Below are 20,502 nucleotides of genomic sequence, written 5' to 3'. Positions count from 1 at the left end.
CGACCGTGGCGCGGAGCTTTTCCCCGCGCAAATTTTTTTCACGATCGAATGGAGCGCGCGATGTTTCGACCCACGGGTCCCGGCAAGGTCGAGATCGACCAGAATTTCAGCGGCGCCGGCATGTTGAAGGCCCTGCTCTACAATTTCGACTTCGACGACTTCGACAAGCGCAAGTTTCGTCCACTGAAGACGGAGCACCAGAAATTTCTGGCCGAGCGCGTCGTGCCGCTTCTCGAGCATGATCACGGATTCGTCTGGATGACCGGCTCGGCGAGCCGCATCGGGGCGAACGCCTGGAACATGGAGACCTCCATGGTCCGGGTGGGGACGGTCCAGGCCTATCTCCTCGATCACGGCGTGGACGCGAGCCAGATCGAGCCCAACGCCGTCGGCGAGGAAGAAGCCCAGGCGCACGCGCTGGACGATGAGCGCGACCGCGCCGTGCGGCTCTGGATCATGCCCAAGCTCAAAACCGATCCGAGGCCGCCGAAAAAAGTCCCGCCCCGGCCGAAGCTCAGCCAAAAATTCCGGATCGCCATGGTGACGGCCGTCTCCGCCTCCCACGCCTCGCGGCTCGCGAAATTCAAGCGATTCAAGCTCGGCGGCGGCCCATTGGTCGATTTCGCCGCTTTCACCGTCTGGGACACGACCAACAACATCGCCTGCATGTATGCCTATATCGGCCTTGGACTCGGCGTGGGGCTTCCGTCCCTGCCTTCGGGATCCGTGACCACCCATGGCCCGTGGAATGATTTCACCACCGAAAAGCCGATGGCGGTGTGGCAGTTCGGCTGCTGGTCCCGTTTCACCACCGCGGGCGCCGGGAGCCATTCCGTCAATTGGATCACCATCGAGACCCCGAGAGGGATCGACAATGTCTATGAGCGGATCGAGACGGGCGTGACCTATGGCGTCGGAATGTCCTCGTCTATCGGGGATTTCATCCGGGCGACGCCGCCGGAACGCTTCTCCGGCCCCTGATGAGGCGGCTCCAGCCTCGAGCGGGACCGGCGTCGAGCGAGGATCCGACAACCCTTGCCGCCACGCTTCCCATTCGCGCCGCGCTCCTGTATGAGATGCCGCACTGCAAAAAGCCGCGGTCCGCCTCGCGCCCCGAAAGGTGCGCCGGGCCGCGCTTCGCCCGCGAACCGATCGGCCCTACCCCATGAAGCTGCGTAACATCGCCATCATCGCCCACGTCGACCACGGCAAGACGACGCTCGTCGACCAGCTGCTCCGGCAATCGGGCGCCTTCCGCGAGAATCAGCGTGTCGCCGAGCGGGTGATGGACAGCAATGATCTCGAGAAAGAGCGCGGCATCACCATTATGGCCAAGGCGACCTCCATCGCCTGGAAGGACACGCGCATCAATATCGTCGACACCCCCGGCCACGCCGATTTCGGCGGCGAGGTGGAGCGAATCCTCTCCATGGTCGACGGCGCCATCGTGCTGGTGGATGCGGCCGAAGGCCCGATGCCGCAGACCAAATTCGTCGTCGGCAAGGCGCTGAAGATCGGCCTGAAGCCGATCGTGGCCATCAACAAGGTCGATAAGCCCGACGCCCGCATCAGCGAGGTGGTGAATGAGGTGTTCGACCTCTTCGCCGCGCTGGACGCCACCGACGAGCAGCTCGATTTCCCGATCATCTACGGTTCCGCCAAGCAGGGCTGGATGGCCGAGGAGCCGACGGGCCCGCAGGACGGCATGGCCCCGCTCTTCGATCTCGTCATCAAGCATGTGCCGGAGCCTAGAATCGAGGAAGGCGGCTTCCGCATGCTCGGCACGCTGCTCGAGGCGAACCCATATCTCGGCCGCATCATCACCGGCCGCGTCTTCGCCGGCAGCGTGAAGCCCAATCAGGCGGTGAAGGTGCTGGACCGCTCCGGCAAAATCGTCGAGCAGGGCCGCGTCTCCAAGATTCTCGCCTTCCGCGGCATCGAGCGCCAGCCGATCGAAGAGGCGGAGGCGGGCGATATCGTCGCCATCGCCGGCCTCGAGAAATACAATGTCGCCGACACGCTCTGCGCGCTCGAGGTCAACGAGCCGCTGCAGGCGCAGCCGATCGACCCGCCGACGCTCTCCATGACCTTCCTCGTCAATGATTCGCCGCTCGCCGGCACCGAGGGCGACAAGGTCACGAGCCGCATGATCCGCGCCCGCCTGTTCAAGGAGGCCGAGGGCAATGTGGCGCTTCGCGTCGAGGATTCGCCCGGCGGCGAGAGCTTCATCGTCTCCGGCCGCGGCGAATTGCAGCTCGCCATTCTGATCGAGACCATGCGCCGCGAGGGCTTCGAGCTCGGCGTCTCCCGCCCCAAGGTCGTGTTCCAGAAGGACGAGGCCGGCGAGATATTGGAGCCGATCGAGGAGGTCGTGATCGACGTCGACGAGGAGCATTCCGGCGTCGTCGTGCAGAAAATGTCCGAGCGCAAGGCCGAGATGATCGAGATGCGCCCCTCGGGCGGCAATCGCCTGCGTCTCGTCTTCCATGCGCCGACGCGCGGCCTCATCGGCTATCAGGGCGAGCTGCTCACCGACACGCGCGGCACGGCGATCATGAACCGCCTGTTCCACGAATATGCGGGCTATAAGGGCGAGATCGCCGGCCGACGCAATGGCGTGCTGATCTCCAATGAGCAGGGCGAGGCCGTCGCCTACGCCATGTGGAAGCTCGAGGATCGCGGCCCGATGATGATCGAGCCGGGCTGGAAGGTCTATCGCGGCATGATCGTCGGCGAGCATACGCGCGACAACGACCTCGAGATCAACGTCCTCAAGGGCAAGCAGCTGACCAACATCCGCGCCGCCGGCAAGGACGAGGCCGTGCGCCTCACCCCGCCGATCAAAATGACGCTGGAGAAGGCGCTCGCCTATATCGAGGACGACGAGCTGGTCGAGATCACGCCCAAGTCGATCCGCCTGCGCAAGACCTACCTCGACCCCAATGAGCGCAAGCGCGCCCGCGGCAAATCGGCCGCGGTGGCGTAATAGCTTCCGACCACTCGGTGTTCTCCCTTCTCCCGCTTGCGGGAGAAGGGAGCCCTCGCGTCAGCGAAGCGAGGGGCGGATGAGGGTCCGCGCCGTGTCTTTCGATGATGTTTCTGGGCCGCCTCGTCACGCCGCCAGCGGCATTCTGCATGAGCTGAGCGCGCGCAAATATCCATCCATCCAATTGAAAGAATCATGCTTGCGCACGCGCGCAAGCAGCGCCGCATGTCGCTGCTTGCGTTCGGCGAGCGGCATCACGATCGCCCTCTGCATCGCATTGGCGACCTCGTCGGCGTCATAAGGATTGACGATCAGCGCTTCCTGCAGCTCCTCCGCCGCGCCGGCGAAGCGCGACAGCACCAGCACGCCGGGATTCTCGGCGTCCTGCGCCACGACATATTCCTTGGCGACGAGATTCATGCCGTCGCGCAGAGGCGTCACCAGCCCCACTTGTGAGCCGCGATAGAGCGCCGCCAGAGTGTCGCGATCGACGCGGCGATGCAGATAGCGCACCGGCGTCCAGTCGAAATCGCCGAACTGCCCGTTGATCTCGCCGGACAGCGCCTCCAGCTCGTGGCGAATATCGGCATAGGCCTGCACATCCTCGCGCGTCGGCGGCGCGATCTGCATCAGCGTCACCGCCTTGCAATTCTGCGGATAGATTTCGAGCAGGCGCTTGAACGAGCGCAAGCGATCCGGCAAGCCTTTGGTGTAGTCCAGCCGATCGACGCCGATGACATTTATGCGCGGCTCGCCAGCGCGATGCAGCCTCTCGATGCGCTTCGCCGCGCTCGGGCTCTCCGCCATGGCGGCGAAAGAATCGACGTCGATGCCGACAGGAAAGACAGACGCCGTCACCGTCTTGCCGCCGACGCGCACGAGATCGGGCGTCAGCATCTCGCCCTGCATGAAGTCGCACATGAAGCGCAAGAAATTGGCTTGATCGGTCTTCGTCTGAAAGCCTACGAGATCATATTCAACGAGCGCGCTCATCAGCCATTCGTGCTCCGGCATGGCGCAGAGCACATCCGGCGGCGGAAACGGAATATGCAGAAAAAAGCCGATGCGATTGGAGACGCCGCGCTCGCGCAGCGCCGCGCCGAGCGGTATGAAATGATAGTCATGCACCCAGACGAGATCATTGCTCTTCAGCATGGGCGCGAGCTTTTCCGCGAAGCGATCATTGACGCGGCGATAGCCGTCGATCGCCTCTTGCGTGAAACGCGCGAGATCGAGCCTGTAATGATGCACGGGCCAGAGCGCCGCATTGGCGAAACCGAGATAATAATCGCGATAGTCGCGCTCGCTGAGCGGCATGGTCGCAAGCGTCAGCTCGTCGAATTTCACGCGCGATACATCGATATCCGCTTCATCCGGCACGATCTCGCCATTCCAGCCGAACCATACGCCGCCGCGCTTGCGCAATGCGTCGAGAATGCAGACGGAAAGTCCGCCTGCGGCCTGGCTGCAGCCGGGATCGGCGACGCGGTTGGAGACGACGACGAGGCGTTTCATATAGCTTTCTCCCAAGAACGCGACAGCCTCATGGCGCAGTTGATGACGCCGACCATGGAATAGGTCTGCGGATAGTTTCCCCAGGCTTCGCCGGTTTTGACGTCTATGTCCTCGGACATCATGCCGAGCCGATTCCGCTGGGCGAGCAGCGCCTCGAAATAGTCGCGCGCCTCCTCGCGCCGCCCCATGCGGGCGAGCGCATCGATGCGCCAGAAAGAGCAAGTGGTGAAGGCGGTCGTCGGCTCGCCGAAATCATCGGCCGCCTCATAGCGCATCATATGCGCGCCGCGGCCGAGCGCAGATTCGATCTGCTCGAGCGTCGAGACCATGCGCGGATCATTCGGATCGATGAAGCCGACCTCCGTCATCAGCAGCACGCCAGCGTCCAGATGCTCGCCATCGAGCGATTCGACGAAGGCTTGGCGCTTCTGCGACCAGGCCCGCTCGAGAATCACCTGCTTGATGCGCTCCGCCTCGATGCGCCAATCGCGCGCGCGCTCCGGCTCGCCGATGTAATCGGCGATGCGTGCGAGCCGATCGGCCGCCGCCCAGCACATGAGGCTGGACGTCGTATGAATGCGCGCGCGCGAGCGCAGCTCCCACATTCCCGCATCGGGCTTGTCGTAGCAGGCGAGAGCCTGCCGGCCCATATCCTCGAGGCGCAGGAAATCCATGCGCGTCGGCGGCGACAGCAGGCGCCGGTCGAGAAAGGCCTGCGCGACGCCGAGAATCACATTCCCGTAGGAATCGTGTTGGAAATGCTGATAGGCCTGATTGCCGACGCGCACCGGCCCCATGCCGCGATAGCCGGGAAGATCGGGGATGATGCGCTCGGTGAGCTCTGATTCGAGTCCGAGCCCATAGACCGGCTGAATATGCGATCCCGCCGCCGAGGCGACGATATTCATCAGCCAATCAAAGTAATTCTCCATCTTGCGCATCGCCGCCATGCGATTGAGCGCGCGCACCACGAAATAAGCGTCGCGCACCCAACAATAGCGATAATCCCAATTGCGCTGCGTGCCAGGCGCCTCGGGAATGCTCGTCGTCAGCGCCGCGACGATGGCGCCGGTCCCTTCATATGTGCAGAGCTTCAACGTGATCGCAGCTCGTAGCACCGCGCTCTGCCATTCGAATGGTATCGCCAGACGATGCACCCAGCGCCGCCAATAATCGCGCGTGCGCTCCTCGAAATTGCGCGCCGTATGCGCAATGCCCTCGTGCAATGTCTCGTCCGGGCCGAGCACGAGATCGACAGGGCTGCTCAGATTGAACAACGTCTCCTCGCGCACATAATCGAGCGGCGCATTGGTGGTGAGCCGCAAAACCGAATGCGGGCCGACATAACGAATATGATGCGAGCCGAAGGTGAGGCTGGGAAGAGCCGCGCCATAATCGTAGCGCGGACGCAGCCGAATGCGAATGCGCGGCGTGCCGGACACCGGCGTCAACCGGCGGATCAGCATATTGGGATGATAGAGGCGATCGCGCCAGAAGAAGCGCGGCGCGAAATCGGTGACGCGCACAGAGCCCTGCTTGCCATGCAGCACAGTCTCGAGCACCGCCGTGTTGCCGCAATAATCCTGCTCGCTGTGAACCCGATCCTCGAGATCGATCGCGAAGAAGCCGCCATCCTCCATGTCCGGCGGCGAGCCGAGCAGGCTGTGGAACACCGGATCGCCGTCGAAACGCGGCAGGCAGCACCACACGACGCTGGCGTCGCGATCGATGAGCGCGGCGAAAGAGCAATTGCCGACCACGCCGAGCTCGAGATCGCTGACCTTGCGCTCCTGATGCTGCGCGTCGCTCATCTCGCGCGCTCCGCTTGCGATGCGCGCGCGAGATCGGCGAGCCAGCGGTGCAACTCGCGCAAGTCCGCCGCTCTATAGCGCGCCAGTGTGGCGCTTCTCCCCACTTTGATGGAGAGGCCGCCGAGCGCGTTGACGGCGCTGAAGGCGACCTCGTCGGTCACGTCGTCGCCGGCGAAAATCGGCATTCGGCCACGAAACGGCGCTTCTTTCGAGAAGGCCTCTATGACGTCGCCCTTGTCCGCCCCTTGCAGACGAATCTCGAAAACCTTCTTGCCCGGCAGAATCTCGAGATCGGGACGCTCGCGCGCCGCGCGCTCGGCGATGGCGCGGCATTTCTCCTCGAGCTCTGGGCGAAGACGATAATGCAGCGCGACCGCGCCCGTCTTGCGCTCGACGACAACGCCCTCCTCGCCGCCGATCTCGGCCGTGATGAATCGAAAGACAGAGTCGAGATCGCCGCCGGCTGCAGCGGCGCCATGCATGCGGCCAGCGGCGTCGCGCCGCTGCAGTCCATGCACTCCGGCGACGGGAAGCCGCAACGGGCTTAGCAGGGCGTCGATGACGGCGATGTCGCGGCCGGAGACGACGGCCAGCGCATCGCCGGCCGCGCGCCGCAAAGCGCCGAGAAGCTCGATCGTCGCCGCATCGACCTGCACGGCTTCCGGCCGCTCGGCGATTTCCGCGACCGTGCCGTCGAGATCGAGAAACAGCGCGAAGCGACCGATATCGTCGACATTTGGCAACATTATTCGAGCGTCCCCTCTGGCCGCCTCTTGCCGCAGCGACCTTTCATGCTCATGTCGAATGAAAGGAACGGCGACGTTCGCGCCGCGCGCGCTCGTGATCCGCGTGTTCCCGCCCTCGCTTGCGAGACAACTATGGACGACTCCCGCCTTTTCAATGACGACATGCGACCATGATGACAGCCGAGCTCGCGTCTCTTCCACGCGAGCCGACATCGCTCGGGACAGATGACATGCCGGAGCCGGAGCCGTTTCACGCGCCTTGGTTTCCCGCCGATGAAGAAATCGCGGCCAAATTCCTGTCGCAGCCGCTCGATGCGGAGCAGAACGCCCGCATCGAGCGGCTCGCGCGGCGTCTGCTCGCCGCGATGCGCGCGCCAAAGAGCATGGCCTCTGTCGAAACCCTGCTGCAGGAATATTCGCTGTCGACGCGCGAAGGACTCGCGCTGATGGCGCTCGCCGAATCGCTGCTCCGCGTGCCCGATGATTCGACGCTCGATCTGCTCATCGCCGATAAGCTCGCCGCCGGCGCCTTCGATCGCCACTCGCCGGCCTCCGATGCGCTGCTGGTGCAAGCCGCCGCCTTCGCGCTCGGCCTATCGACGAAGATTTTCGCCGCGGATGAGACTCCGCGCGGCCTCGTCGCACAAGCCGCGCGACGTCTCGGCGGGCCCGCGCTACGCGGCGCCGCGCGGCAAGCGATGAAGCTGATGGGCGGTCATTTCGTGCTCGGCCAGACGATCGACGAAGCGCTCGCGCGCGCATCCGCCGATGACCGCTGGCGCTATTCTTTCGACATGCTCGGCGAAGGCGCGCGCAGCGCCGCGGACGCCGAACGCTATTTTGCGGCCTATGCGGCGGCGATCGACGCCATAGGCGCCAAGGCCGACGCGCGCGCGCTTCCGCAGCGGCCAGGCGTCTCCATCAAGCTCTCCGCGCTGCATCCGCGCTTCGAGCCTTTATCGCGCGCGCGCGTTCTGCGCGAGCTGGCGCCGCGCCTGCTGGAGCTCGCTCGCCTCGCCCGCGCTCACGATCTCGTCTTCACCATCGACGCCGAGGAGGCCGATCGTCTCGAGCTGTCGCTCGACGTCATAGACGCCGTCGTCGCCGATTCTTCCCTCGCCCGCTGGGATGGATTCGGGCTCGCGATTCAAGCCTATCAGAAGCGCGCCGCCGCGGTGATCGACCATATGGAGGCGCTCGGGCAGGCGCATGATCGGCGCTTCATGGTCCGCCTCGTCAAAGGCGCCTATTGGGATACGGAGATCAAGCGCGCGCAGGAGCGCGGCCTCGCCGACTATCCTGTCTTCACACGCAAGGCGATGACGGATTTGAATTACCTCGCCTGCGCCGATCGTCTGCTCGCCGCGCCGCGCATCTTCCCGCAATTCGCGACGCATAACGCGGCCACAGTGGCGACGATCATGGAGCGCGCCGGCGATCCCACGCAGTATGAGTTCCAGCGCCTTCATGGAATGGGCGAAGATCTGTTCGCCGCGCTTCTGGAAGAGCGGACGGGCCCGAGCTGCCGCGTCTATGCGCCGGTCGGCCCGCATCGCGATCTTCTCGCCTATCTGGTGCGGCGCCTCATCGAAAATGGCGCCAATTCGTCCTTCGTCGCGCGCGCTGCAGACTCTGCGACGCCAGACAGCGAATTGCTCGCCTCCCCCGGCGCGATCATCGGCGAAGCTTCGCGCGCGCGCCATTCGCGCTTGCCGCTCCCGGCCGATCTCTATCGGCCGCTGCGCGCGAATTCCAAAGGCGTCGAATTCGGCGATCGTGACGCGCTCGCCGCATTGCTCGCCGAGAGAGACGCCGCGCCCGCCTCGCTGATCGCCGCGCCATCATCGGGGCGCAGCGGCCTCACACCGCGCGAATTACACTCCCCGATCGATTCTTCACTCATCGGCTCCGTCGTCGAGGCCGATGTCGAAACGGCGCGCGCCGCAATGGCGACGGCCTCCCGCGCCTTTCCCGCATGGGAGGCGACGCCTATAGAAGCGCGAGCCGCCATTCTCGAGCGCGCCGCCGATCTCGTCGAGGCGCGCCGCGGCGCGCTCATCGCATTGCTGCAACGAGAGGGCGGCAAGACGCTCGACGATGCGCTCGCGGAAATACGCGAGGCCGCCGATCTCATCCGATATTATGCTGAACAGGCGCGACGGCTCTGCACGGAAGAGAATCTTCCCGGTCCGACGGGCGAAGACAATCGCCTGCGCCGGCGTGGGCGTGGCGTTTTCGTCTGCATCTCGCCATGGAATTTTCCATTGGCGATTTTTCTCGGCCAAGTCGCCGCTGCGCTCGCGGCCGGAAATACCGCCATCGCCAAGCCGGCGGAGCAAACGCCACTCATCGCGCGCGAGGCAGTCGCGCTTTTGCATGAAGCCGGCGTTCCGCGCGACGCTCTTCATTATATGCCGGGCGACGGCGCGCTCGGCGCAGCGCTCGTCGCGGACGAGCATGTCGCGGGGGTCGTCTTCACCGGCTCGAGCGACGCCGCACACTCCATCAACCGAACGCTCGCGGCGTCGAATGGGGCGATCGTTCCGCTCATTGCCGAGACCGGCGGCGTCAACGCGATGATCGTCGATTCGACAGCTCTGCTCGAGCAAGTGGTCGACGACGTGCTCGCCTCCGCATTTCGTTCCGCCGGACAACGATGCTCGGCTCTGCGCCTTCTCTGCCTGCAGGAAGATATCGCCGAGGACGCGCTCGCCATGCTGATCGCCGCGACGAAGGAACTTCGCATCGGCGACCCGCGCGATCCTTCCACACACATCGGCCCCGTCATCGATAGCGCGGCTCGAGCGCAGCTTTGCGATTATCTGGCGCAGCGCCGCGCGCAAGGGCGCGTGCTCTACGCCGGCGAGGCGCCGCAGAGCGGCAGCTTCGTCGCGCCGCATACCGTGAAGCTAGACCGCGCCGGCGATCTGCGCGAGGAGATTTTCGGTCCCGTCCTCCATATCGCGACCTGGCGCGCCGAGGATGAAAAGGATTTGTCGACTCTCATCGATGAAATTTCCGCGAATGGATTCGGCCTCACAATGGGTCTGCACACCCGCATAGAAGCGCGCATGCGCATGTTCGCGGAGGCGACGCCTGCCGGCAATCTCTATGTCAATCGCAACATGATCGGAGCGGTGGTCGGCAGCCAGCCCTTCGGCGGATCGCGCATGAGCGGCACCGGACCGAAAGCCGGCGGCTCCGACTATCTGCGCCGCTTTTTGCGCGAAGAGACTGTGACGATCAACACCGCCTCCTTCGGCGGCGATGCGCGACTGCTGACGATGAAGGAGTGACGTAAAAGAGGCTCCGCCAGCGTTCTCGGTCTTGAAACGCCGCGCGCCCGCCAAATATAGGCTTTTATCGCGTCCGGGAGGCTCGGGACCGATGCGTCACTGGATTCCTTCGCTCGATTTCGCGCTCGGCGAAACCGCAGACATGCTGCGCGAGCATGTCGAATCTTTCGCCGCTCGAGAGATCGCGCCGCGCGCCGCGACTATCGACCGCGAGAATGACTTCCCTTCCGATCTCTGGCTCAAGATGGGCGCGCTCGGCCTGCTCGGCGTCACGGTCGAGGAAGATTATGGCGGCGCCGGGCTCGGCTATCTCGAGCATGTCGTCATTATGGAGGAGCTGAGCCGCGCCTCGGCTTCCGTCGGCCTCTCCTACGGCGCGCACTCCAATCTCTGCGTCAATCAGCTGCGCCGCAACGGCACATGCGAGCAGAAGCGACGCTATTTGCCCAAGCTCGTTTCCGGCGAGCACATAGGCGCCCTCGCCATGTCCGAGCCCGACGCCGGCTCCGATGTGGTCAATATGTCGATGCGCGCGGAAAAGCGCGGCGACCGCTATGTGCTGAACGGCGATAAGATGTGGGTCACGAATGGTCCCAACGCCGATGTCGTCATCGTCTATGGCAAGACCGAACCCGCCGCCGGTGCGCATGGCATTACCGCTTTTATCATAGAAAAGGGCTTCAAAGGATTCACGCCGGCGCAAAAGCTCGACAAGCTCGGCATGCGCGGCTCCAACACTTGCGAATTGCTGTTTAGCGATTGCGAGGTTCCCGAGGAGAATGTGCTCGGCCTGCCGGAGCGCGGCGTCAATGTGCTGATGAGCGGACTCGATTACGAGCGCGCCGTTCTCGCCGGAGGCCCCATTGGAATCATGCGCGCCTGCATGGATATCGTCGTACCCTATGTCCACGATCGCAAGCAGTTCGGCCAGCCGATCGGCGAGTTTCAGATTATGCAGGCCAAGCTCGCCGATATGTATACGGCGCAAAATGCGGCGCGCGCCTATGTCTATGCCGTCGCGCGCGCCTGCGATCACGGCCGCACGACACGCAAGGACGCCGCCGGCGCCATTCTCTTCGCCGCGGAAAGCGCGACGCGCATGGCGCTCGAAGCAATCCAATGCCTCGGCGGCAATGGTTATATCAATGATTATCCGACCGGCCGGCTGCTACGCGACGCCAAGCTCTATGAGATCGGGGCGGGCACCAGCGAGATTCGTCGCATGCTGATCGGCCGTGAGCTTTACAGCGAAACTGCGTGACGCTGCGCGCTTTGTCGCGACGCGCGAATTGGCCGAGAAAGATTTGGCAATGACAATTCTGGAGACGAGCTTGGACGCGGGCTCCGCCCAATTCGCGGCCAATGCGCAGGCCATGCGCGGCCTCGTCGCCGATCTCCGCGCCACGGCGGCGCGGATCGCGGAAGGCGGCGGTGCGGCGGCGAGCGCCAAACATGCCGCTCGCGGCAAGATGACGGCGCGCGAGCGAATAGACGCGCTGATCGATCCCATGTCGCCATTTCTCGAGATCGGCCAATTCGCCGCTTACGATCTCTATGACGGCGAGGCGCCTTGCGCCGGCGTCGTCGCGGGCGTCGGGCGCGTTTGCGGCCGAGCCTGCATGATCGTCGCCAATGACGCGACAGTGAAGGGCGGAGCCTATTTCCCGTTGACGGTAAAAAAGCATTTGCGCGCACAAGAAATCGCCGCGCAGAACCGCCTGCCTTGCCTCTATCTCGTCGATAGCGGCGGCGCCAATCTGCCACGGCAGGACGAAGTGTTTCCCGACCGCGATCACTTCGGCCGCATTTTCTACAATCAAGCGCAAATGTCCGCCGCGGGCATAGCACAGATCGCGGTCGTCATGGGCTCCTGCACGGCCGGCGGCGCCTATGTGCCCGCAATGTCGGACGAGTCCATCATCGTGCGCGATACCGGCACGATTTTTCTCGCCGGTCCGCCGCTGGTGCGCGCCGCGACGGGCGAAATCGTGAATGCGGAAGAATTGGGCGGCGCCATGGTGCATGCGCGCAGCTCCGGCGTCGCCGATCACTATGCCGAGAACGACCGCCATGCGCTCGGCATCACGCGCGATGTCGTCGCCACGCTCGGCGCGCCATTGCCACCGTCTCTGCAGAAGCGAGAGGCGCGCGAGCCGCTCTATGATGCGCGGGAGATCTACGGTCTCATTCCCGCCGACCGCCGCCGTCAATATGACGCGCGCGAGCTGATCGCGCGGCTCGTCGACGCGAGCGAATTCGACGAGTTCAAGAAGCTCTATGGCGAGACGCTGGTCGCCGGCTTCGCGCATATTTGCGGCTATCGCATCGGCGTGCTCGCGAATAATGGCGTCCTGTTCGGCGAAAGCGCGCTCAAAGGCGCGCATTTCATCGAGCTCTGCGCGCAGCGCGAGGTTCCCTTGCTGTTTCTGCAGAATGTCACCGGCTTCATGGTCGGGCGCGATTATGAGGCGCGCGGCATCGCCAAGGACGGCGCAAAAATGGTGACGGCGGTCGCGACCGCCGCCGTGCCGAAATTCACCGTCATCGTCGGCGGCAGCTTCGGCGCCGGCAATTATGCGATGTGCGGCCGCGCCTATGGTCCGCGCTTCCTGTGGAGCTGGCCCAATGCACGCATCTCCGTGATGGGCGGAGAGCAGGCCGCCGATGTTCTCTCCCGCGTGCGCGGCGACAGCTACGTCGCCAAAGGCCGCGATTGGCCGCAAGCCGACCATGACGCCTATCAGGCGCAAATCCGCGCGCAATATGAGCGCCAAGGCCATCCCTATTATGCGAGCGCGCGTCTATGGGACGATGGCGTTATCGATCCCGCGGACACGCGCCGCGTGCTTGCCCTCTCTCTCGCCACGGCGTCCAATGCCCCGCTCGAGGCGACTCGCTTCGGCCTTTTCCGCATGTGAGGCGCCAATGTCCCTTATTCGCTCGTCCCTCGATTCCCGCGGCGTCGCCACGCTCACCCTCGCACGAGCGGAGCGGCGCAATGCGCTGGACCAGGCGATGGTCGTCGAGCTCATCGCGGCTCTGGAAAGGGCCGCGAACGATCCGCAGACGCGCATTCTCCTGCTCGCCGGCGACGGCCCCGCCTTTTGCGCCGGCGGAGATATAGAATGGATGAAGCGCGTCGCCGCCGACACGCCGCGCGCCAATGAGGAGGATGCGCTTCTGCTCGCGCGTGCGATGCGCGCGCTCGACACGCTGCCCAAGCCGACGCTCGCGCGCGTCCATGGCGCGGCCTATGGCGGCGGCGTCGGGCTCGTCGCCTGCTGCGACATCGCCGTGGCGAGCGATATCGCGAGCTTCTGCTTGAGCGAAGCGAGAATCGGCCTCACGCCGTCAGTGATCGGTCCTTATGTTCAACGCGCGATCGGAGCGCGCCAGGCGCGACGCTATTTTCTCACCGCCGAAGCGATCTCCGCGACGCAGGCGCGCGCGCTCGGCCTCGTTCACGAGATCGCTCCCGCGGCCGAGCTGGATGCGCGTCTCGCGCACATCGTGGATGCGCTGCTCGCCGGCGCGCCCGGCGCGCAAGCAGAGGCGAAAGCCTCCATGGCGCTCTTTGCCGAACGTCCGATCGACGAAGCGCTGATGCATGAGACAGCGCAGCGGATCGCGGCGCGACGCGCATCGGCGGAAGGAAAAGAAGGTCTCGCGGCCTTCCTCGAGAAGCGCTCCCCCTGTTGGAGGCGAGATCGCGACGATGTTTCGTAAGATTCTCATCGCCAATCGGGGCGAGATCGCATGCCGCGTGATCGCGACGGCCAGGCGCATGGGCGTCATCGCCGCCGCCGTCTATTCGGACGTCGATGCGCATGCGCGTCATGTCGCGCTCGCTGACGAAGCCTATCCGCTGGGCGCGGCGCCTGCGCGTGAGAGCTATCTCGCAATCGACAAGATCATCGCCGCCGCGCGTCGCGCGGGCGCGCAGGCCGTTCATCCCGGCTATGGCTTTCTCTCCGAGAACGCGGATTTCGCGGAGCGTTGCGCGCAGGCCGGCCTCGTCTTCATTGGACCGACGCCGCAAGCCATGCGTCTCATGGGCTCGAAGACGCACGCGCGCGCTTTGATGGAGAGCGCCGGCGTGCCGATCGTGCCGGGCTTCCACAGCGCGCAAGATATGGAGAGCCTCGTCGACGCGACGATGCGCATCGGCTTTCCCGTGCTCGTCAAAGCCTCGGCAGGCGGCGGCGGCAAAGGCATGCGCCGTGTCGCGACGCAGGGCGAGCTGCGCGGCGCGATCGAGAGCGCGAGACGCGAGGCGGCCTCCGCTTTCGGCGACGAGTCGCTGCTGATCGAGAAGGCGCTCGATGGCGCCCGGCATATAGAAGCGCAGATTTTCGGCGATGCGCACGGCGCCCTCGTGGCTTTCCCAGAACGTGACTGCTCGATCCAGCGACGTCATCAGAAGATCATCGAAGAGACGCCCGCGCCGGGCCTTTCGACAGAGCTGAGGTGCGCCTTGCGCGAGGCCGCGCTCGCCGCCGGGCGCGCGGTCTCCTATATCGGCGCTGGCACCATCGAATTTCTCGTGATGGACGACAGCTTCTATTTTCTCGAGATGAACACGCGGCTCCAGGTGGAGCATCCGATCACTGAAATGATATCGGGCGTCGATCTCGTCGAATGGCAGCTGCGCGTCGCCGCCGACGAGCCGCTGCCCGCGCCGCAGGAGGAGATCACGCCGCGTGGACATGCCATCGAAGCGCGGCTCTATGCGGAGACGCCGGCGCGCGACTTTCTGCCCTGCGTCGGCCGGCTCGAGCATTGGCGCGCGCCGCGGGAGGATGGCGCTATTCGTGTCGAAACCGGCGTGCGTGAAGGCGATGCGGTAACGCCTTTCTACGATCCGCTGCTCGCCAAGATCGTCGCGCATGGCGAAGACCGAGAGACCGCCCGCGCAAGGCTCGCCGCGGCGCTGCGCGATTGCGAGATCATCGGCGTGGAGACGAATCTGCTGTTGCTGCGCGCAATTCTCGACAGCGAAGCGCATGCTGCGGGCGAGATCGACACGGGATTTTTGCCGCGGCGTCTCGAGCTTATCCTCGCGGGAACGGAACCGCTGGACGAGGACGCCGAAGCCATTGTGCTCGCAGCGGGCGCCGCCGCCTGGCTCCGCGGTCTTCGCGCCATGCGCTATGAGGAATCGCCTTGGGACGCATGCGATGCATGGCGCCTGAATGGCGCAGCGCAGCAGAAGCTGCTCGTCCGATTCCAGGAGCGAGACATTCCCTTGACGCTCGCGCCCCTGCCCAAGGGCGCCGTCCGCTTGCAAACGCCGAAGTCGCTGCATTGCGTCGCGCTCGAGAGCGACGCAGGATGCATGAGCCTGCGCATCGACGGCGTCACGCGGAAGCTTTCGATCGTCGAGCGCGCGAATGGCTTCGTCATTATATGGAATGGACGCAATCACGAGCTTTCGCTCGTCGATCCGCTCGCGCCGCCGCGCATGGAGCCCGACGACGAGGCGGCGCTCGCGGCGCCGCTGCCGGCGCGCGTCACCGGCCTCTTCGGCAGCGTCGGCGAGAGCGTGAAGAAAGGCGCGCCGCTCGTCATGCTCGAGGCGATGAAGATGGAAATCGCATTGTCGGCGCCGCGAGACGGACGCATATCGGAGGTTCGGACAGCGGTCGGCGATATGGTGCGGCAGGGCGAGCCGCTGATCGTCTTCGCCGAGGGAGAAGCGGCATGATGATTCCGCAGCGCGTGCGCATCGTCGAGGTCGGCCCGCGCGACGGCCTGCAGAACGAAAGCTCGATGGTTGCAATGGAGACAAAGGTCGCGCTGATCGAGAAGCTGGCCGCGGCGGGGCTGCGCGACATAGAAGCGGGAAGCTTCGTCTCGGCGAGGCGCGTTCCGCAAATGGCGGATACGAAGCGCGTGCTCGCACATCTTCGTTTGCCGCCGCATGTTCATCTTTCCGTTCTCATTCCCAATAGGCGCGGACTCGAGGAAGCGCTCGCTTGCGGCGTGCGCGGCGTCGCCATTTTCGTCGCGGCGAGCGAGAGCTTCTCCAAAGAAAATATCGGCTGCACGATCACGGAGAGTCTGGCGCGTTATGCGCCCGTCGTCGAGGCGGCGATCGGCGCGGGGCTCGCGGTGCGCGGCTATATTTCCTGCGCGCTCGGCTGTCCCTATGAAGGCGAGGTCGCGCCACGCGCCGTCGCGACGCTGGCCCGCGATCTCGCCGCGCTCGGCTGCCATGAGATTTCGCTCGGCGATACGATCGGCGTCGGCGCGCCTTTGCAAGCGCGGCGGCTCGTGGAAGAGGTCGGACGCGACATTCCATTGGCGCAGATCGCGGTTCATTTTCACGACAGCTATGGCCAGGCGCTCGCCAATATATTCGCTTGCGTCGAGATGGGCGTCGGCGTCGTCGATGCATCCGTCGCCGGCCTCGGCGGCTGTCCCTTCGCGCCGGGTGCGAGCGGCAATGTCGCGACTGAAGATGTGGTCTATATGCTCGAGCATTCGGGAATCGAAGCCGGCGTCGATCTCGTCGCGCTGATCGACGCCGGATCGTTCATTTGTGAAAGTCTCGGGCGCGAGACGCAGAGCCGCGTAGCGCGCGCATCGCTGCTCCAGCACGAGAAGAGGCGCCGCGCATGAGCGATATTCTCGTCTCTCGCACGCGCAGGGTCGGGCGCCTGTCGTTGAACCGGCCGAAGGCGCTGAACAGCCTGACGCTGAATATGGTGCGCGATTTTTCCAGCGCGCTCGACTCCTTCGGCGCCGATCGGGAGATCGTGGCCGTCGTGGTTACGGGCGAGGGTCAGCGCGGCTTTTGCGCGGGCGGCGATATTCGCGCGCTCTATGAGCTTCGCAATGGCGAGCGCAGCCTCTATGAGACTTTCTGGCGCGAGGAATATCGGCTGAACGCGCGCATCGCCGCCTTTCCGAAACCCTATGTCGCGGTGATGGACGGAATCGTCATGGGCGGCGGCGTCGGCCTTTCCGCGCATGGCAATTTTCGCATCGTCACGGAGCGGACGCGCCTCGCCATGCCGGAGACGGGAATCGGCTTCATTCCAGATGTCGGCGGCACTTGGCTGCTCACGCGCAATGGCGGCGTCGGACGCTTTATGGCGCTTTCCGGCATGACGGTCGGTCCTCATGACGCGATCTTCGCCGGGCTCGCCGATGTGCTCGTGGATTCGGCCTCGCTGCCAGAGCTCCTCGCCCTGCTGAGCGACATAAACGAGGCGGAAGAGCTGCGGTCGCTGCTGGCGCGCTTCGCCAAATCATCCGGCCTCGACGCCTTGTCGCGGCACGAGACTTTGCTGCGGCGCGTGATGGCGCATTCGTGCGTCGAGCGCATCATCGCCGCGCTCGAGACAGAGGGGTCGGAATTCGCACGCGAGGCGGCGGCTACGCTCGCCATGCGCTCGCCGACGAGCATGAAGGTGACGTTGCAGCTGCTGCGCCGCGCCGCCGATGCAGAAAATCTCGAAGCGTGCCTGCGCCAGGAATTTCGGACGGCTTGCAATCTTCTCGCGACGCATGATCTCTACGAGGGCATTCGTGCCGCCGTCATCGACAAGGATCGCGATCCGCATTGGTCGCCGGCGACGCTCGCGGAAGTGGACGACGCTTCGGTGAAGGAACTGCTCGACGGCGGCGCGCCGCCGGATCTCGAATTTCGGGCCTGGACATGAGCGAGAGCTTCGATCCCGTGGTCATCATCGGCGCGGCGCGCACGCCGATCGGGGCGATGCTCGGCGAGCTGAAGAGCGTTTCGGCGCCGGGGCTCGGCGCCGCGGCGATTCGCGCCGCAGTGGCGCGCGCCGATACGCCGACAGATCAGATCGACGATGTGCTCATGGGCTGCGTGCTGACAGCGGGCCTCGGCCAGGCGCCTGCGCGGCAGGCGTCGCTCGCCGCCGGTCTGCCGGAAGCCGCCGGCTGCGTGACGATCAACAAAATGTGCGGCTCCGGCATGAAGGCGATTCAGCTCGCGCATGACCAATTGCTCGCCGGCAGTTCGCACGCCATCGTCGCCGGCGGCATGGAGAGCATGAGCAATGCGCCCTATCTGCTCGAGCGCGCGCGCGAAGGCTATCGCATGGGGCATAAGAGGCTCGTCGATCACATGTTTCTCGACGGGCTCGAGGACGCCTATGACAAGGGCCGGCTGATGGGCGATTTCGCCGAGGATTGCGCGACGACGCATCAATTCACCCGGCAAATGCAGGATGATTATGCGACTCTCTCGCTCGAGCGCGCGCGGCGTGCAGCCCAGCAGGGCGATTTCGATTGGGAGATCGCGCCGATCGAAACGCAGGGCCGCGACGCGACGACGATCGCGCGCGATGAATTGCCGGCGAAAGCGAAGATCGAGGCGATTGCGAAATTGAAGCCTGCGTTTCGTGACGGCGGCACGGTGACGGCGGCCAATTCCAGCGCCATTTCCGACGGCGCCGCGGCGCTGACCTTGATGCGGCGGGAGCGCGCCGAGCGCGCCGGCCTCGCGCCGCTGGCGATCATTCACGCGCATGCGACGCATGCGGGGCCGCCCAATCTGTTTCCGACGGCGCCGATCTCGGCCATGCGCAAGCTCGCCGAGCGCCTCGGCTGGCCGCTGTCGAGCATCGATCTCTTCGAGATCAACGAGGCGTTCGCCGTCGTCGTCATGGCGGCGATGCGCGAGCTCGATCTGCCGCGCGACAGAGTGAATGTTCATGGCGGCGCCTGCGCGCTCGGCCATCCGATCGGCGCCTCGGGCGCGCGCATCGTCGTCACTCTGCTCGCGGCGCTGCGCAAATATGGGCTGAGACGCGGCGTCGCCGCGCTCTGCATCGGCGGCGGAGAGGCGGCCGCGGTGGCGATAGAGATCGTGAAATAGAGTGCTTCGAGCGAAGCGCGGAATAGAACTCTAACGCCAGCGCTGCGTCGCCATCATCTTGCGCAGACGCTCGTGCACCAGCGCAGTGGCGGCGTCGCGCAGCGAGACGCGCATTACGGAGGCGCGCGCGATGATCTCCTGCATGTTGCGGGAGATTTTTTCTTCGATCGCCGCAAAGGCCGCTTTTTCGTCGCCGCCGGCATATTCCACCGACGCGCAAATCACGCCGCCGGCATTGGCGATGAAATCCGGCGCGCTGACGATTCCCCGCTCGAACATGATTCGCTCCGCCTCGGCCGTCGCGGGAATATTGGCGCCCTGCACCACGAGCTTGCATTGCAGGCCGCCGACATTGTCGGCGCGCAGCACATCCGGCCGCGCAGCGGGGATGAAAATGTCGCAAGGCGCGACGAGCAGCGCATCGGGCGCCAGCGCTTCGCCGCGCGCATGACTGGCGACGCTGCGGCCTTCGCTGCGAATTTGCGCCAATGCTTCTATGTCGAGTCCCGCCGCGTTATAGATCGCGCCGCGGCTGTCGGAAGCGCCGACCAATATCGCGCCTTTGCGCGAAAGGAATCGCGCCGCATGTCGCCCGACGGCGCCGAAGCCTTCGACGACGACGCGCGCGCCCTGGAGCTTGAGCCCGGCGAAGGGCGCGGCGGCCTCGGCGGCTATGGCGACGCCATAGCCAGTCGCGCCGATCTCATCGAGCGGAACGCCGCCGAGCTCGGCGGGCAATCCCACAGCACGACCGATCTCGTCATGCACATAGGCCATGCATGTCTCGTTCGTGCCCATGTCCGGGCCTGGGATGTAATCGGTCAAGGGCTCGATCGCCTTGGCGAAGGCGCGGATGAGCTGCTCCTTTTCCTGCGGCGGCATCGCAGGGTCGCCGAAGATGACGGATTTGCCGCCGCCGTGGCGCAGGCCGCAGGCGGCGTTCTTCAACGTCATGGCGCGCGCGAGGCGGAAACATTCCTCGACGCCGACATCCGGCGCCATGCGCACGCCGCCTATGGCGGGGCCGGCGGCGATATTGTCGATGACGACGATCGCCTCGAGGCCGACGCCCGGCGTGCTCGCATAGACGATCTTCGCCGGGCCGAATTCGTCGACGAAGGGGAAAGCGCCCGATTTGAACGACGCGGACAGGGACGATGCGGACATGGATCATGAACTGGGCGCGCGCGCGAGCGATTCAAGCGCTCTTCGGCTCACGCAGCAAAAAATTCCCTAGGGCGGATGAAAAGCGCGAGGCGGCGCCTTACGTCTCTCTGACGAAGCTCGAGGCAGG

14 protein-coding genes are annotated in these 20,502 nt (G+C 65.1%); 10 read left to right on the top strand and 4 right to left on the bottom strand.

Going from position 1 to position 20,502, the window contains the following annotated elements:
- Positions 1 to 60 precede the first annotated feature (60 nt).
- Both GYH34_RS04470 and typA read left to right on the top strand, forming a co-directional pair.
- Entirely contained in the window at positions 61 to 981 is a 921-nt protein-coding gene (locus tag GYH34_RS04470) for an OmpA family protein (protein WP_161912538.1), read from the top strand.
- A gap of 184 nt (positions 982 to 1,165) precedes the next feature.
- The gene (gene typA, locus GYH34_RS04465; RefSeq protein WP_161912537.1) at positions 1,166 to 2,986 is read left to right on the top strand and encodes a translational GTPase TypA; all 1,821 of its coding nucleotides are present in this window, start codon (positions 1,166 to 1,168) and stop codon (positions 2,984 to 2,986) included.
- A 126-nt stretch (positions 2,987 to 3,112) separates the two neighbouring features.
- Here the strand turns inward: typA and otsA are convergent, their stop codons facing one another.
- Genes otsA through otsB form a run of 3 tightly spaced genes read right to left on the bottom strand, consistent with a single transcriptional unit; the run spans position 3,113 to position 7,058 of the window.
- Positions 3,113 to 4,501, bottom strand: a complete 1,389-nt coding sequence (gene otsA, locus GYH34_RS04460; RefSeq protein WP_161912536.1) for an alpha,alpha-trehalose-phosphate synthase (UDP-forming) — start codon at positions 4,499 to 4,501, stop codon at positions 3,113 to 3,115.
- On the bottom strand, positions 4,498 to 6,312 hold the full coding sequence (locus tag GYH34_RS04455) for a glycoside hydrolase family 15 protein (RefSeq protein ID WP_161912535.1): 1,815 nt from the start codon (positions 6,310 to 6,312) through the stop codon (positions 4,498 to 4,500). The genes otsA and GYH34_RS04455 overlap by 4 nt, the downstream gene beginning before the upstream one ends.
- Positions 6,309 to 7,058, bottom strand: a complete 750-nt coding sequence (gene otsB / locus GYH34_RS04450) for a trehalose-phosphatase (protein ID WP_161912534.1) — start codon at positions 7,056 to 7,058, stop codon at positions 6,309 to 6,311. Before otsB ends, GYH34_RS04455 begins: the two co-directional genes overlap by 4 nt.
- Positions 7,059 to 7,288: 230 nt before the next feature.
- On the opposite strand from otsB, the gene putA reads away from it, so the two are divergent.
- The 8 genes from putA (at position 7,289) to GYH34_RS04410 (ending at position 19,208) form a co-directional block, all read left to right on the top strand.
- The gene (gene putA, locus GYH34_RS04445) at positions 7,289 to 10,354 is read left to right on the top strand and encodes a bifunctional proline dehydrogenase/L-glutamate gamma-semialdehyde dehydrogenase PutA (RefSeq protein ID WP_161912533.1); all 3,066 of its coding nucleotides are present in this window, start codon (positions 7,289 to 7,291) and stop codon (positions 10,352 to 10,354) included.
- Positions 10,355 to 10,445: 91 nt separating this feature from the next.
- Positions 10,446 to 11,615, top strand: coding sequence for an isovaleryl-CoA dehydrogenase (locus GYH34_RS04440; protein ID WP_161912532.1), 1,170 nt, complete (start codon positions 10,446 to 10,448; stop codon positions 11,613 to 11,615).
- Between the two features lie 49 nt (positions 11,616 to 11,664).
- Positions 11,665 to 13,272, top strand: coding sequence for a carboxyl transferase domain-containing protein (locus GYH34_RS04435; protein ID WP_161912531.1), 1,608 nt, complete (start codon positions 11,665 to 11,667; stop codon positions 13,270 to 13,272).
- A 7-nt stretch (positions 13,273 to 13,279) separates the two neighbouring features.
- Complete coding sequence (locus GYH34_RS04430; protein WP_161912530.1) at positions 13,280 to 14,080, top strand: enoyl-CoA hydratase-related protein; 801 nt, start codon at positions 13,280 to 13,282, stop codon at positions 14,078 to 14,080.
- Entirely contained in the window at positions 14,070 to 16,058 is a 1,989-nt protein-coding gene (locus tag GYH34_RS04425) for a biotin carboxylase N-terminal domain-containing protein (protein ID WP_161912529.1), read from the top strand. The genes GYH34_RS04430 and GYH34_RS04425 overlap by 11 nt, the downstream gene beginning before the upstream one ends.
- Positions 16,055 to 16,975: a hydroxymethylglutaryl-CoA lyase gene (locus tag GYH34_RS04420; protein ID WP_161912528.1), complete on the top strand. Its 921-nt coding sequence runs from the start codon at positions 16,055 to 16,057 to the stop codon at positions 16,973 to 16,975. Before GYH34_RS04425 ends, GYH34_RS04420 begins: the two co-directional genes overlap by 4 nt.
- Positions 16,972 to 18,021 (top strand): enoyl-CoA hydratase/isomerase family protein, encoded by a 1,050-nt coding sequence (locus GYH34_RS04415; RefSeq protein ID WP_161912527.1) that lies wholly within the window; start codon positions 16,972 to 16,974, stop codon positions 18,019 to 18,021. Before GYH34_RS04420 ends, GYH34_RS04415 begins: the two co-directional genes overlap by 4 nt.
- Positions 18,018 to 19,208 carry an acetyl-CoA C-acyltransferase gene (locus tag GYH34_RS04410; protein ID WP_161912526.1) on the top strand — a complete coding sequence of 397 codons (1,191 nt, stop codon included), beginning with the start codon at positions 18,018 to 18,020 and terminating at the stop codon, positions 19,206 to 19,208. The genes GYH34_RS04415 and GYH34_RS04410 overlap by 4 nt, the downstream gene beginning before the upstream one ends.
- Before the next feature lie 30 nt (positions 19,209 to 19,238).
- Here GYH34_RS04410 and GYH34_RS04405 read toward each other — a convergent pair whose 3' ends face one another.
- Positions 19,239 to 20,375 carry a Glu/Leu/Phe/Val dehydrogenase gene (locus GYH34_RS04405; RefSeq protein ID WP_174242363.1) on the bottom strand — a complete coding sequence of 379 codons (1,137 nt, stop codon included), beginning with the start codon at positions 20,373 to 20,375 and terminating at the stop codon, positions 19,239 to 19,241.
- Positions 20,376 to 20,502: the final 127 nt, after the last annotated feature.

Origin of the sequence: Methylosinus sp. C49, from assembly GCF_009936375.1 — a bacterium.
Classification (GTDB): Bacteria; Pseudomonadota; Alphaproteobacteria; order Rhizobiales; family Beijerinckiaceae; genus Methylosinus.
The sequence above is the reverse complement of the archived record's forward strand: the minus strand, read 5'-3'. Positions and strand labels throughout refer to the sequence as shown.

Bases quoted from the DNA above. Each gene is read 5' to 3' on its own strand.
- GYH34_RS04470 (WP_161912538.1), top strand. From the start codon at position 61: ATGTTTCGACCCACGGGTCCCGGCAAGGTCGAGATCGACCAGAATTTC.
- typA (WP_161912537.1), top strand. From the start codon at position 1,166: ATGAAGCTGCGTAACATCGCCATCATCGCCCACGTCGACCACGGCAAG.
- otsA (WP_161912536.1), bottom strand. From the start codon at position 4,501: ATGAAACGCCTCGTCGTCGTCTCCAACCGCGTCGCCGATCCCGGCTGC.
- GYH34_RS04455 (WP_161912535.1), bottom strand. From the start codon at position 6,312: ATGAGCGACGCGCAGCATCAGGAGCGCAAGGTCAGCGATCTCGAGCTC.
- otsB (WP_161912534.1), bottom strand. From the start codon at position 7,058: ATGTTGCCAAATGTCGACGATATCGGTCGCTTCGCGCTGTTTCTCGAT.
- putA (WP_161912533.1), top strand. From the start codon at position 7,289: ATGCCGGAGCCGGAGCCGTTTCACGCGCCTTGGTTTCCCGCCGATGAA.
- GYH34_RS04440 (WP_161912532.1), top strand. From the start codon at position 10,446: ATGCGTCACTGGATTCCTTCGCTCGATTTCGCGCTCGGCGAAACCGCA.
- GYH34_RS04435 (WP_161912531.1), top strand. From the start codon at position 11,665: ATGACAATTCTGGAGACGAGCTTGGACGCGGGCTCCGCCCAATTCGCG.
- GYH34_RS04430 (WP_161912530.1), top strand. From the start codon at position 13,280: ATGTCCCTTATTCGCTCGTCCCTCGATTCCCGCGGCGTCGCCACGCTC.
- GYH34_RS04425 (WP_161912529.1), top strand. From the start codon at position 14,070: ATGTTTCGTAAGATTCTCATCGCCAATCGGGGCGAGATCGCATGCCGC.
- GYH34_RS04420 (WP_161912528.1), top strand. From the start codon at position 16,055: ATGATGATTCCGCAGCGCGTGCGCATCGTCGAGGTCGGCCCGCGCGAC.
- GYH34_RS04415 (WP_161912527.1), top strand. From the start codon at position 16,972: ATGAGCGATATTCTCGTCTCTCGCACGCGCAGGGTCGGGCGCCTGTCG.
- GYH34_RS04410 (WP_161912526.1), top strand. From the start codon at position 18,018: ATGAGCGAGAGCTTCGATCCCGTGGTCATCATCGGCGCGGCGCGCACG.
- GYH34_RS04405 (WP_174242363.1), bottom strand. From the start codon at position 20,375: ATGTCCGCATCGTCCCTGTCCGCGTCGTTCAAATCGGGCGCTTTCCCC.